We start from the raw sequence: 13,348 nt of genomic DNA, 5'->3' as shown, positions 1-13,348 counted from the left end.
GGGTTTTTTATTTCCGAAGGAAACCTCTATTTAGCTAACGTAGTTATCAAAGGCTGGCTCACCTGCCTTGAAGAATACAACGATGGCTAAACCCAGTTTGGCAAGCTTCTCCCTCATTCTATGCAATACCAACTGACTTCGGAATTCAAGCCCACCGGCGACCAGCCCCGCGCCATTGCCCAACTTGTGGAGGGCGTGAACAACGGCGAGCCGGCGCAGGTGTTGCTGGGGGCCACGGGCACGGGCAAGACGTTCACCATGGCCAACGTCATTGCCCAAACCGGCAAGCCGGCCCTGGTGCTCTGCCACAACAAAACCCTGGCGGCCCAGCTCTACGGCGAGTTCAAGCAGTTCTTCCCCAACAACGCCGTCGAGTACTACATCAGTTACTACGACTATTACCAGCCCGAGGCCTACATTGCCAGCACTGATGTCTTCATCGAGAAGGATCTGGCCATCAACCAGGAAATCGAGAAGCTGCGGCTGCACACCACGTCCACGCTGCTGAGCGGCCGCCGCGACGTGATTGTGGTGGCCTCGGTGTCGTGCATCTACGGCATCGGCAACCCCGAGGAGTTCGGCAAAAACGTGATTTACCTGGCGCCTGGCCTGCGCTACTCGCGCAACAACCTGCTTTATTCCTTCGTGCAGATTCTGTACTCGCGCACCGAAGTGGAATTTACGCGCGGGACCTTCCGGGTGAAGGGCGACACGGTGGACGTGTTCCCCGCCTATGCCGACCACGCCTACCGCATCTTCTTCTACGGCGACGAAATTGAGGCTATCCATAAGATTGACCCCACCAGCGGCAAGAAGCTCAGCGACGAGAAATCGATGACTTTGTACCCGGCCCAGTTGTTCGTAACGGGCAAGGACAGCCTCAACCAGGCCATCAAGGAAATTCAGTTCGACATGGTGCAGCAGCACGCCTACTTCGAAAAGGAGGGCCGCGACCAGGAAGCCAAGCGCATCATGGAGCGCACCGAGTTCGACCTGGAAATGATTCGGGAGTTGGGCTACTGCTCGGGCATCGAGAACTACTCGCGCTACTTCGACGGCCGCCAGCCTGGCAGCCGCCCCTTCTGCCTGCTCGACTACTTCCCCGATGACTACTTGCTGGTGGTAGACGAAAGCCACGCCACGATGCCCCAGATCCGGGCCATGTGGGGCGGCGACCGGAGCCGCAAAACGGCCCTGGTGGAGTACGGCTTCCGCCTGCCCAGCGCCATGGACAACCGTCCGCTCACCTTCAACGAGTTTGAGGGCATGGTGCGCCAGGCCGTGTATGTGTCGGCTACGCCCGCCGATTATGAGCTCACTCAGGCCAATGGGGTGGTAGTGGAGCAAATCATCCGGCCCACCGGCCTGCTCGACCCCGAAATTGACCTGCGTCCCAGCGGCAACCAGATTGATGACCTGCTGGACGAGGTAGATAACCGCGTGAAGATGGGCGACCGGGTGCTGGTGACCACGCTCACCAAGCGCATGGCCGAGGAACTGCAGAAGTACATGGAGCGCCTGGGCATCAAGAGCAGCTACGTGCATTCCGACGTGAAAACCCTGGACCGGGTAGAAATCCTGCGCCAGCTGCGGCTGGGCGAAATAGACGTGCTCATCGGCGTAAACCTGTTGCGCGAAGGTCTCGACCTACCGGAAGTAAGTCTCGTGGCCATTCTGGATGCCGACAAAGAAGGCTTCCTGCGTGACCAGCGCAGCCTGATTCAGACCATGGGCCGCGCCGCCCGCAACGACCGGGGCAAGGTGATTATGTACGCCGACCGCATTACGGGCTCCATGCAGCGCGCCATTGATGAAACCAACCGTCGTCGCGCCACTCAGCTGGCTTACAACGAGGAGCACGGCATCACGCCGCGCACGGTGCGCAAGTCGCGCGAAGCTATTATGGAGCAAACGTCTCTGTCGGATTACCGCATTGTGGAAGCCCAAGGCTACGCCGGACCCGACGCCGATGTGGCTCTGGCCATAGCCGCCGAGCCGGTGATATCCGTAATGGCGCGCCCCGATCTGGAAAAGCTTATCAAGCAAACTGAAAAGCAGATGGAAGCCGCCGCAAAGGACCTCGACTTCCTCACTGCCGCCAAGCTCCGCGATGAGCTGGCTGCCCTGAAGCAGGTGCTCAAAACCAAGCGCGACTAAGCAGATTGTTTTCACCGGAAGGACGTAGCCGCCTGGCTTCCGTAGCACACGGAAGCCAGGCGGTTTTTTGCTGTTGAGCTTTGCGTTACTTTGCCAAAAACTCCTGATAAGGTAAAAGCAGACCCCTATGACGATGACTACGCTTGCCGCTGATGCTGCCGAGTTACTGACGCTGTTAACCACCGGTACGCTGACCCCGGAGGAACTGGTGGCAGCAACGGAAGCTGTAGTGCTGGCGGCTCAGGACCCCGATGCCTACTTCGAACAATACCTGAACGAGGAAGAACATAGCTGGCTGCTCGACTGTGGCGCGTCGATGACGGAAGTAGCCCTGTCAGAAGTGCTCGAGCAGGAGCTGTGCCGCTCCGACAAGGCCGATGAGCTGTATGAGCAGATAAGTGAGCAATTCCGGGAGCCCCTGCCCGCAGCACCCCCACATTACCGGTACCTGCGTGAGTACCTGCAGCTGCTGGATGCTGAGCTGCCGCAACGCGGCCCGCAGCCCGGGGGCTACGAGCTGCTGGAATTTGGAGATTCGTACAGCGACGAGCTACAGGTGCTACTGGTATTTCGTAAGGATACGCCCCGCTTACTGGAGCTAGGGCAGCAGCTTGGCATTCACATTGCTCGCCCGCAGTTCAGCTGAGGCCCGAGACTGAGCGGGGGCAATATCTCCTTGGTTTCTTCCCGCTTTCAGTGCCGAGCATCCTGGGCGCGGATAGAGTAGCTTACCTGGGGACCGTAATGTTTTGTAAAAGCGGGTGTCTGCGCATTGGCTTTCTCTCGGGAAGCTACGGATAGCCTTTCCTCAAAGCGCTGTATTTTGCGGGCTACTATCCTATTGTTTAGCAAAACCGTTTAGTATATGCCGCGCAACTTTATCGTGGTCATGCTGCGCGTGGCCTGTCTTCTGCTGTTAACGGGTTGTGTCACGGTGCCCTTCACGGGGCGTACTCAGTGGAACCTGGTAAACCGCGTAGCCCTCAACCAGTCCGTCGAAGAAGCATACCAAGCCATCAAAGACTCCCTGGCCCAGCCCGCTGATACCAGCCAGGCGGGGCGGGTGCAACGGGTGGGGCGGCGGCTGGCAGTTGCCACCGAGGGCTACCTGCGGCAGAAGGGCCAAAGCAACAGTCTGCAGGGAGTTAACTGGGTGTTTCTGGTAGTAGAAGACTCTTCCATCAACGCCAGTGCTTTTCCGGGCGGGAAAATCTTTGTCACCACGGGCATGCTCAGGGTGTGCCCCTCCGATACCCTGTTGGCTTCGGTGCTAGGGCACGAAATGGGCCACGTGCTGGCCGGCCATACGGCGGAAAGTTACAGCAAGCTGATGGTGAATATGGTAGGAATGGTGGCCGTGGCGGCCGTGGATGTGGCCCAGAGCAGCACCCGTGCCCCCGGCGACACCACCCGACTGCTGGATAGCTACAACGGCTTGCAGCAGCTGGGCTCGTTTGCCCACAGCCGCAAGCAGGAGGGAGAAGCCGACCGTATTGGTATGATTCTGATGGCGCTGGCGGCTTACCCGCCCGCGGCGCAGGCCGAACTGTGGGAGCGGATCGGGCGGCTGGAGCCAGGCTATTCTTTCGCCCTCGAAAACTCGCACCCAACCCACGGCCGCCGCGTCCGGCAGGCCCGGCAGCGCCTGCCCGAAGCGTTGCGCTACTGGCAGGGGCCGCCCTTAAGTCAGGCCCAGCGGCCTTAGCGCAACTCCCGCAGCCACGTGGGCACCTCCGCCAGCGAGGCCACCTCGTGAAACGATACCCCGGCCAGCTCGGCCTCCGTTACGCGCTCCATCACCCAAGTGGTATGGTAGGGGACATATACGGCGCGGGCACCCAGGCGCGCCACCGGCAGCACGTCCGACTTCAGAGAGTTGCCAATCATGACAAACGCCTCGGGTGGCACTTGGTAGCGCCGCATGATGCGCTGGTAGGTAGCTTCGTTTTTCTCGCTCACAATTTCTACGTGGTCGAACAGGTCGCCGAGGCCTGAGCGGGCCAGCTTGCTTTCCTGGTCGAACAGGTCGCCTTTGGTGAGTAGCAGCAGCGGCAACCCCTGCTGCTTTACGGCCAGCAGCGTTTCCATCACGTCCGGCAGCAGCTCAATGGGAAAGTCGAGGAGGCGCTTGCCGTAGTCCAGCACCTGCTGGATTTCGGTGCCAGTCACGGCGCCATTGGTCAGCTGAATAACCGTCTCGATCATGGACAGCATAAACGACTTGGCCCCGTAGCCAAACAGCTCCATGTTCTGGCGCTGCACTTCAAAGAAGCGGCTGCTAAGCTCGTCGGGGCCGCCGTAGTGGGTGAGCAGGGCATACAGGCGGGCCTCCACGTAATCGAAGTGCGGCTGGTTGGGCCACAGGGTATCGTCGGCATCAAAGGCAATGAGCTGGGGTCTGGCCATCGGAGAAGCAGAAAGAGAGCGGGCAAAGTTACCGAACTTGCCGCCGCATGAAACAGCTAGTAGACCTCACTACGTGGAACCGCCGGGAGCATTTCGCGTTTTTCTCGGCCTTCGAAGAACCGTTTTTCGGCTTAGTGGCCGATGTGAACGTAGCCCACGCCTTTGCCCGGGCCAAGGAGTTAGGGGTTCCCTTCTTCCAGGTGTATCTGCACGCCGCGCTGCAGGCCGTAAACTCCGTAGAAGCCCTTCGCTACCGCATTGAGGACGGGGAGGTGTATTGCTACGACCAGATCCACGCCTCCCCGACGCTGGCGCGCCCCGACCATACCTTTAGCTTTGCCTTCGTGCCGTTTGCGCAGCCCCTCACCGAGTTCGGGCTGAGCTTACAGGCAGAAATAGACGCCGTGGAGCAGAGTACTGGCCTGCGGCTGAACGCCAATGCCAGCCGCCTCGATGTCATTCATTTTTCGGCCATTCCCTGGCTGCGCTTCACCGGCCTTACTCACGCCCGCGCCTTCGCCCACCCCGACAGCGTACCCAAGATATCGGTGGGCCGCTACCGCCGCGCGGGCGAGGCCTTGCTTATGCCCGTGGCTGTGAACGTACACCACGGCCTGGCCGATGGCTACCACGTAGGCTTGTTTTTCTCGGCTTTCCAGCAGGCGCTGGATGCGGTATAGGTCTGGCTTGGCTTTGCAGCCTGGGGCTATGTTGAGTGCCCGGGATAAAGCCGCTTTTTGACGAGCCAGTACGGCCAGGAGGTAATACCTGGCAGGGCGCGGCCGCCGCTATGCAGGACTAATACAGGACCAGCCGCTGCTGGTAGTCGCCTGCTGCAGTATGCACGCGCACCACGTACAGCCCGGCGGGTAGCCCCCGGGTGGGCAACTCGGTGGGGGCATTGGCCCGCACCGGGCGGCTCGGTACGACGGCTTGGCCAAGCAGGTTAAAGATTCCCAGCTCCGCCACGGCGCTGCCGGTGGGCAGCGTAAGCAGGGGAGGCAGATCAGCGGAAGCCGGATTGGGGAAAAGGGTGAACTGCGGTAAGCTTGCCGGTTGGGTTGCCGTTATGCCGCTGCCAATGAGCAGGGTGTATTCCTCGGTTTCTCCATACACGCCCGTGGCGCAGGCATCGGCCAATGCCGGATAAAAATTGCTCTGTGAGCGGACGCGCAGGCGCGTCCAGCCCAGGTGGGCTGAGGCCGGCACAGTGAAGCTGGCCGTGGCCTGGTTGTACTGGGCTGCTCCCTGATACAGCTGCTCCCCGGCGTCCGCAAAGCTGCCGTTATGGTTGTAGTCAACCCAGGCATACACGAGCTGGGGGTAGATGGAGCCGTTGGCCAAAGTAGGCAGGCGCGTTTTGAGCGTGTATGTGGCACCCGGCTGCACTTGGCCCGTCTGAGAAATAAAGGAGGAATAGGTGCCGCAGCCGGAAGACAGGTTGCTGAGTATGGGGCTGCTGCCCTTGAGCACCTGCACATCGTCCAGGTAAATCGGGAGGCCATCGGGTGGGCAGTTATACACCGTAAAGTTCGCGGCACAATAAGTAATATCAGGCAGAATGCTCACCTCATTGCTAAAGGCGCCGGCGGCGTTGATGGGCTTTACCCGGTAGCGGATGGTCGTGGCGGCCGGTGGGGAGGCATCAGTGTAGCTGGTGGTGTTGGCCGTAACGGCCCCAACGGTGGTAAAAGCGGCTCCCGTCCCAACGGCGCGCTCAATAAAATAGCCTAGCTCGTCGGAGGCTTTATCGGTCCAGCGCAGCGAAATACCGCCCCCATAGGGCACTAGGCTGGCCGCCAGCTGGGTAGGCGCGGCGGGGGCCGGCAAGCTGCAGTTTCGGCCCGCGTGGCTTAGTTGCCGAACGGCTTGAATGCGGGCATACTGGCCGGGCGTAAAAGCATCACCGCAGCTCCAGTAGCTCATGGTATTCACTAGTAAGGGCGTAAACAGGTCATTATTGGCATCGGTGATGGTGCCCGTGTACAGGCAGTCCTGCTTGGTAGCACCCTCCCGGCCGAAAGGGTCGGCGGGCGTATCGCAGATCTGGTCGCCCTTCGTAGTGCAGTTGGTACGACGCACCAGCTCCCGGTCTGCCAGCACGTCGCTCGTGCTGTTCTGGTGCGGGTGCGGCAAGCCAAAAGAGTGGCCCAGCTCGTGCGCCAACACGTGCGCATTGTTGCAGCCCATCAGTACCCGGTTGCCCGACAGATACGCATAGCCGCAAACGGGGCTGCCACCCGAGCTGACGGAGCCTGCGTAGTACACGTTGATGGCCTTAGGCTCGTCGTTGAGCAGGCACAGCTCACTTTCTACGGCGTAGGAGTTTACGGCATACAGGGCCGAGTTGTCGACGTACTGAATGCTGCCGCAGACAAAAAACTGAATGTTGGCACCGGCAAACAGCTGGTTGGTGCCAGCAATGGAAGCGTAAATGGCGGCCTCACTGGCGCCCCCGGTACCATCCGTTTTTCGCACAATGTGGATGCTGAGCGGAACGTAGCTTACCGCATCGGCCTGCGGACTGCGGGCGGCCAGCTTTTGCTCCAAGGGAATGACTTCCTGCAGCAGCCAGGCGCGTTGGGCCGGCGTAGGGTCTGGGGTTCCGCACTCGCCCGTTGAAGCTGTGGTCGGCTTCTGTCCGTAGGCTCCTAGGGAGAGTATATAGAGTGCAATAAAAGCGTAGAATTTGCTCATAAAAACCTTAATAACAGCGAAAAATAGGTTTGGTAAGTAAGATAGAAAGCAGCGGGGTATAATCGGAGGTATTGGCTAAAAACAAATCCGCCACTCAGAATTGCGTCTAAGTGGCGGATTTCTAAATGAGCGGGAAACGAGGCTCGAACTCGCGACCCTCAGCTTGGGAAGCTGATGCTCTACCAACTGAGCTACTCCCGCGGGTCGGACAAAAATACAGAGGGCAAATCAATTTGCAACGGCTGCGCGTATTCTTGGCCGAGTATATTTGGCGTGAATAGGCCGGCGGGCTTTTCATGCAGGTTTTTCCTAATCCTTTCGCTATGGCTAGTCCGGCAGGGCGTCGAGTTTTTGGTCTTGTACTGCTGATCAGTGGGTGGATAGGCATCGGGCTTATGCTGATGCGCGCGGCCCTGCTGCTGTATATTAGCGGCTATATCCCGGGGGCAGGCCTGCTGCCCGATCAACAACCCGCGGCGCTGCCCACCACGAAGCTGGTCACTACAGTGGCGTTGTTGGCCGCCTTCGTCCTAATCACCCGATTTGGCCGCCGGATGCGCCAGGATGCCCGAATTTCCGACGAGCCCGGCGACCATTCTATTTCCTGAAGCACTTCGCATGTCCTCACCCCTCCGAATTCAGGTAGCCAAACGCACTATGGCCACCGCAACGCACTTGGCTGCGCTGGGCCAGCAAACCTTTATAGAGGCTTTTGCCGCCGACAATAAGGCGGAAGACATGGCGCAGTACGTAGCGGAAAACTTTAGCCCTAAAATTCAGTGGGCCGAGCTACAACAGCCGGAGACCATCTTTCTGGTGGCTTACTTTCAGGAAACCCCGGTAGGCTACGCCAAGCTCAAGCTCAATGCTACCCTGGGGCTGCAACCCGAAAAAACTACCCATAGCCAGCTGGAAATCGAGCGTCTTTATGTGCAGGAAGACTGGATAGGCACCGGGTTAGGGGCTTCGCTGATGCGCCGCGCCATTGAGGAAGCAAAGCTCAACGGCTGCCGGGCGGTGGTGCTGGGCGTATGGGAAAAGAACCTGCGGGCTCTGGAGTTTTACCGTCGTTTCGGGTTTAAGACCATCGGGCAACATGCCTTTGTGTTGGGTACCGACGTGCAGCAGGACCTGATACTGCGCAAAGGTCTATGAGCGTGCCCGCCCGCGCAGCGCTACCTTTGCCCTCGATGTCGAAGTTATTTTCTGCCGCCGGTTTGTTTTCCTCTAACTCTGGAAGCCAACTCAAGCAAACCCTGTTACTGGGGATGCTGGGGGCACTGACGGCCTGTGGCTCTGCCGGACAGTCGGCTGAGGAAAAGACGTTGCCGCCCACTGGCCATTACGAAGGCGCGGTAGGCCTACCCGGTACCGGGGTGCGTGTGGGCCTGGAACTGCGCCGAACCAGGGCGGGTGAGCTCCAGGCGGAACTTATGGTGCCCGGCACGCCCGTCACGACAATACCTATGGGCACGGTGCGCTACCAGGCCCCGCAGCTGCAAATCAGCCAGATCGGAGGTTTTCCGGGTACGCTATCCATCAGTGCCCTCCGGGAAGGCGACTTTCTGCGCGGGGTGTTGCAGCTGGACAGCATCCGGGGCGAATTTGTGTGGGTGCGGCGGGGCGAAGCAGCCCCGCGGCCTTTTCGGGAGCAAGCGGTGCGCCTCCCCGGGCTGGGTGTGGCCACGCTGTATCTGCCCGTCGATACATTAGCCACTCATCCGGTAGTGGTAAGCTGGGCCCCGACTACCTCGCCCAACCTCGACCGGGTAATGCGCTTAGGCAAGGCTGGGTGGGCTACGCTTTTGCTGGCGCCTGCAGCAGCAGGCACGGATTCGGTGGTAGCGCGGCAGACGGTGGTGGCCTTGCGCTGGCTCCGGGGCCGGCCCGAAGCGGATACCACTCGCCTGGGCGTATGGACCGTGGGCAGTACCGCGGCCGAAGCAGCCGTGGGAGCCAGCCAGGGGAAGGCGGCCTTTCTGGTGGTAGAACAAGCCGCCCTTACCGAGGAAACAATGCTGGCCCCCTTCCGGCAGCTTGCTCGGCTGCGCATTCCGGTATTCGGCTTATACGCCGGGCGGGACACGGCGCTGAACGTGCGTGAAAGCAGCCAGCGGCTTCGGCGGGCCCTTGGCGGCCGTCGGGGTATGCAGGTACGCGTATTTGCCCAGGCCAAACCCAATTTCCTGGTGCCCGGGAACACTGCCGCCGATGGGCAGTGGCAGTGGCCGCGCCCTACTCCCGGTTTTTGGGAGGGCTTGGAGCGGTGGCTGAAACAGCTAAACTAGCTACAGCACCAGCAGCCCTTTGCTGCGCAGCAGCTGCCACCCCGCCGACTGCAGGAACTGTTCCCAGGGCTGAATGCCGGTGGGGTAGGTAAGGGCCGCATCCTTCAGCAGTACCTTGGTATCGTAGTCGGTGGTCAGGCCGCGCAGTAGCCCGTGCAGCCAGCTGCCCACAGCAGCGGGTACAGCTACTTCAAAGTCTTCGGCCTGCTCGTAGAAGGTGAGGACGGCCTGCTCGCCTTTCTTCCCTTTGCGCAGCGCTAGCTCCGGGCAGTTGCCCAGCCAGAACAGGCGGCCATTGGGGCGCGCAGCATCGGGCTTGGCGGGTTCCTGAATGGCCTGCTGAATAAGCTGACGCGGAACCGTGGTGCGAGGGACTTTAAAGTCAAACCAGAAGCTGAGCGGCTCCTGCAGGGCTACCCCGTGCAGGTAGTTGTATAAGGCTTTGGCCAGGCCAGGGCCAAACTGCTCGTGGTTGGCGCCGGTGGGGTCATCATGCCACAGGTCGTTCCAGGCAAAGGTGCCGGGCTCCGGACCAACGGGGACTACTTTATACTTGTCAGGTTGTTTGCCCACGGGGGAGTGGGCCGTCATGGCAAACCGGTGCCAATACCCACTTTGCACGATACCAGCGGCAAAAAGCTGACGTACAACTTCCAGTGAGTCAACCGTTTCCTGAGCTGTTTGGGTAGGGAAGCCATACATCAGGTAGGCGTGCACCATAATGCCGGCTTGGGTGAAGCCTTCCGTTACGCGGGCTACCTGGGCTATGGTCACGCCTTTCTCCATCAGCGCCAATAGCCGGTCGGAGGCTACTTCCAGGCCCCCGCTCACGGCTATGCAGCCCGAGGCGGCCAGCAGGCGGCACAAGTCTGGGGTAAAGGTCTTTTCAAAGCGGATGTTTCCCCACCAGGTAATAGCCGTGCGGCGCTTCAGCAGCTCAATAGCCAGATCACGCAAAGCCAGGGGGGGAGCTGCTTCATCTACAAAATGGAAGCCCGTCTGGCCGGTTTGGGTTACAATCTGCTCAATCCGGTCGGCCAGCAAGGCACTGGGGGCTGTTTCGTAGCGGGAGATATAGTCGAGGGTAACGTCGCAGAACGAGCAACGCTTCCAGTAGCAGCCGTGCGCCACAGTAAGCTTATTCCAGCGTCCGTCGCTCCAGAGGCGGTGCATAGGGTTCAGCACCTCAATCACGGAAAGGTATTCGCTTAGCGGCAGGTCGGAATAATCGGGAGTGCCTACCTCGGTATGCGGAATAGCGGCGTGCGGAAAGTCGATGTACTGCACCGCGCCAGCAGTATTGCGCAGCAGGGTACGCTGGAACGCCAGAGGTGCGACAACCTCATCTGTCTTTTCGCGGCTGATATATTCCAGCAGGCGCAGCCAGGGACCTTCCCCGTCATCCAAGGTCAGAAAATCGATGTAATCGAAAAAGCGGGGTTCCCGCATGGTGCGCAGCTCCGTGTTGGGGTAGCCGCCGCCCATAGAGGTGTAGGTCTGCGGGCTAATTTCTTTGATCCGGCCGGCCAAGCGCAGCGCCCCGTACAGGTTGCCGGGGAAAGGCACCGTGAAACCCACGATATCCGGCCGGAAATCGGCTACCAGCTCATCCACCAGTTCCAGCAGCATCTGGTCCAGCAGGTTGGGCGCGGCTTGCAGGGCCTCGTGCAGAGCATCAAAGGAGGTGGCCGACATGCCCAGCTTTTCGGCGTAGCGGGAGAAGCCAAACTGCGGCCCTACCGTTTCCTTGAGCAGGTCGCCCAAATCCTCCAGGTAAAGCGTAGCCAGGTGCCGAGCCTGATCGGTGAGGCCCATGGTACCGAAAGCCGTTTCCAGGTCAGCCACGTTATCAAACCGGCTGGCTTCGGGCAAGAACCGCGAATGGCAGATGCGGGGTGCGAGGGTGTTGTCCTTGTTTTGCAGAAACCGGATGACCGGCTCAATCGTGCTCAGGTAGCTTTGCTTGAGGCGCATCATCCGGCGGGCATTGTCGCTAAGGTCAAACGGGCCCTGCTCAATAGCCAAGAAAACCCGGCGCAGCCCCGCCGCCGAAAAAACCTTCAGCACCAGCTCCAAGCCCAGGTCGGCCTGCCGCACGTGGTAGCCGTGCCCCCCCAGAAACCCTTTCAGGTAGGCCGTGGCCGGGTACGGGGTGTTCAGCTGCGTGAGCGGCGGCGTGATGAGCAGAATGCGGGGCGAGGAAACAGACACGGGAGCAACAACCACGGACAAGTGGTAAAGGTGCCGCAAAGGTACAACCCAGCCGGTTGGCTATTCTTCCATTTGCTTAGGAAGAAGCTGCTATGGAAACAGAGGCTCGTGGGGAGTCTGATAAGGACTAGCAAACAGAAAAGCGGCGGAGCCGGTAGGGTACCTACCAACTCCGCCGCTTTTAGGCAGACTAGTTTGAACGTGCCTATACCAGCTGGTCCATCGACAGGCGCTTGGGCATCAGGTCGCGGCGGAACTCGCTCACGGAGCGCCCGGTTACCTGGCGGAACTGGTTGCTCAGGTGCTGGCCGCTGCTATAGCGCATCAGGTCGGCAATTTCACTGAGCGTCATTTCGCCGTAGCTGAGCAGCTCTTTCACGCGCTCAATCTTCATGCGAATCAGGTATTTCTCAATGGTAAGGTTGGCCGTGCGCGAAAACACCTTGCTCAGGTGCGAGTAGGTCGCGGCAAACCGCTCCGAGAGAAAGGCCGAGGTAGTAAGCGGCATCCGAGCCGTGCGCAGGTGGTCGAGGTATTCGCCCAAGGCACCTTTGATTTGTTCGGTGAGCTGTTCAGCCCGGTCCATGAGCACATCAAAACCGGCTTCCCGGAGCAGAGGGGCAACTTCCTTTGGATCGGCAGGCGTTTCTTTGGCCAGCACGGCTTCCCCCAGCGTTACCTGGGCGGGCCGGTAGCCGGCTTGTTCGAGCAGACTGCGGACTGCCGACACACAACGTGGGCAAACCATATTCTTGATGTGCAAGCGGGTTGTTTTCACGATGGTTACTGAAATGAGAGGTTAAGGATTGGACCGCACGCGTTGTCGCAATGGTTTCCCGGAAGGAGCAGGAGAGGCCTTTTTCCGGGGCGGGGTGGTGTTCAGAACGGAATCCTCCCAGCCGGGACCAAACCAGTGCGTAGCAGCCCAGCTAACAAAGGGCACTACGCCGAGAAAGGTGACGGCTAGCAGGCAGAAAAGTACGAAAAAAGCGCCAAATAATCTGGCCAAGAACTCATTAGAAAATCCGTATAGATAACCAATCAGCAAAAAAGCCAGGCCCAGGCTGATGCCGGCCACTAGGCCGGCGCGGCGTAGGAAGGGAGAAAAACGGGCAGAAGCAGAACGTCGGGCAGCCATGCGGGCAAATATACCGGATTCGACTGCCTTGGATACGGACGCGCGGGCGCGAAGGTTGACGCAGGACCTGGCCCAACCTCAGCGGCGCCTGCACGTAGGAACTGCTGACTCCTAAGATCCTTCCTTATTCTTTCACTCAACGCTCTGCTTTCCCCATGACGGCTGCTCACTTTCTTCGCACTGGTTTATTGGCTCTGACCTTCACGGCTGCCCTGGCGGGCTGCAATACCGGCAATGGCTCCGGCGAAACCAACGTGGAGCGCGGAGCTGACAAAAACACTGACCCCGCCGCTCTAAACCCGCAGGCCTCCGACTCGGCCGCGGCCGGGCTGCAGAGTGATACCACGCATAACCCCACCGGCCGCCAGGTTTACGAGCAGGCCGGCGACTCCAAAGACCGCAACAACGATGGCATAGCCGATTAGCATCCGGTGCTGGTTTCAACCACAAA

General features: G+C 60.0%; 12 protein-coding genes and 1 tRNA gene. 8 read left to right on the top strand and 5 right to left on the bottom strand.

Annotated elements, in window-relative coordinates:
- Positions 1-120 precede the first annotated feature (120 nt).
- From uvrB to HER32_RS08090, 3 genes are all read left to right on the top strand, one after another.
- The gene (gene uvrB / locus HER32_RS08100) at positions 121-2,157 is read left to right on the top strand and encodes an excinuclease ABC subunit UvrB (RefSeq protein WP_149069476.1); all 2,037 of its coding nucleotides are present in this window, start codon (positions 121-123) and stop codon (positions 2,155-2,157) included.
- A gap of 133 nt (positions 2,158-2,290) precedes the next feature.
- Entirely contained in the window at positions 2,291-2,803 is a 513-nt protein-coding gene (locus HER32_RS08095) for a hypothetical protein (RefSeq protein WP_168681504.1), read from the top strand.
- A 219-nt stretch (positions 2,804-3,022) separates the two neighbouring features.
- Positions 3,023-3,862, top strand: coding sequence for a M48 family metallopeptidase (locus HER32_RS08090; protein WP_168681503.1), 840 nt, complete (start codon positions 3,023-3,025; stop codon positions 3,860-3,862).
- On the opposite strand, the gene HER32_RS08085 is transcribed toward HER32_RS08090, so the two are convergent.
- Positions 3,859-4,563: an HAD family hydrolase gene (locus tag HER32_RS08085; RefSeq protein WP_168681502.1), complete on the bottom strand. Its 705-nt coding sequence runs from the start codon at positions 4,561-4,563 to the stop codon at positions 3,859-3,861. The genes HER32_RS08090 and HER32_RS08085 overlap by 4 nt on opposite strands.
- Before the next feature lie 47 nt (positions 4,564-4,610).
- On the opposite strand from HER32_RS08085, the gene HER32_RS08080 reads away from it, so the two are divergent.
- The gene (locus HER32_RS08080; RefSeq protein ID WP_168681501.1) at positions 4,611-5,243 is read left to right on the top strand and encodes a chloramphenicol acetyltransferase; all 633 of its coding nucleotides are present in this window, start codon (positions 4,611-4,613) and stop codon (positions 5,241-5,243) included.
- 118 nt (positions 5,244-5,361) lie between these two features.
- Here HER32_RS08080 and HER32_RS08075 read toward each other — a convergent pair whose 3' ends face one another.
- A complete protein-coding gene (locus HER32_RS08075; protein WP_168681500.1) occupies positions 5,362-7,260 on the bottom strand; it encodes a GEVED domain-containing protein in 1,899 nt (632 codons plus the stop codon).
- A gap of 128 nt (positions 7,261-7,388) precedes the next feature.
- Positions 7,389-7,461: transfer RNA gene (locus HER32_RS08070), tRNA-Gly, on the bottom strand.
- A 122-nt stretch (positions 7,462-7,583) separates the two neighbouring features.
- Here HER32_RS08070 and HER32_RS08065 point away from each other — a divergent pair.
- The 3 genes from HER32_RS08065 to HER32_RS08055 are packed head-to-tail and all read left to right on the top strand — an operon-like array spanning position 7,584 to position 9,548.
- Positions 7,584-7,868 carry a hypothetical protein gene (locus HER32_RS08065; protein ID WP_149069470.1) on the top strand — a complete coding sequence of 95 codons (285 nt, stop codon included), beginning with the start codon at positions 7,584-7,586 and terminating at the stop codon, positions 7,866-7,868.
- Positions 7,869-7,878: 10 nt separating this feature from the next.
- Positions 7,879-8,415 carry a GNAT family N-acetyltransferase gene (locus tag HER32_RS08060; protein WP_168681499.1) on the top strand — a complete coding sequence of 179 codons (537 nt, stop codon included), beginning with the start codon at positions 7,879-7,881 and terminating at the stop codon, positions 8,413-8,415.
- A 35-nt stretch (positions 8,416-8,450) separates the two neighbouring features.
- Entirely contained in the window at positions 8,451-9,548 is a 1,098-nt protein-coding gene (locus HER32_RS08055) for a hypothetical protein (RefSeq protein ID WP_168681498.1), read from the top strand.
- Here HER32_RS08055 and HER32_RS08050 read toward each other — a convergent pair whose 3' ends face one another.
- A complete protein-coding gene (locus HER32_RS08050; RefSeq protein ID WP_232066441.1) occupies positions 9,549-11,798 on the bottom strand; it encodes a B12-binding domain-containing radical SAM protein in 2,250 nt (749 codons plus the stop codon). It lies immediately after the preceding gene.
- A gap of 166 nt (positions 11,799-11,964) precedes the next feature.
- Complete coding sequence (locus HER32_RS08045) at positions 11,965-12,489, bottom strand: helix-turn-helix domain-containing protein (RefSeq protein ID WP_168681497.1); 525 nt, start codon at positions 12,487-12,489, stop codon at positions 11,965-11,967.
- A gap of 563 nt (positions 12,490-13,052) precedes the next feature.
- Between HER32_RS08045 and HER32_RS08040 the strand changes: the two genes are divergently transcribed.
- The gene (locus tag HER32_RS08040; RefSeq protein WP_149069465.1) at positions 13,053-13,322 is read left to right on the top strand and encodes a hypothetical protein; all 270 of its coding nucleotides are present in this window, start codon (positions 13,053-13,055) and stop codon (positions 13,320-13,322) included.
- The last annotated feature ends 26 nt before the right edge of the window (positions 13,323-13,348 follow it).

The organism is Hymenobacter sp. BT18 (genome assembly GCF_012273015.1).
Lineage (GTDB): Bacteria > Bacteroidota > Bacteroidia > Cytophagales > Hymenobacteraceae > Hymenobacter > Hymenobacter lutimineralis.
The sequence above is the reverse complement of the archived record's forward strand: the minus strand, read 5'-3'. Positions and strand labels throughout refer to the sequence as shown.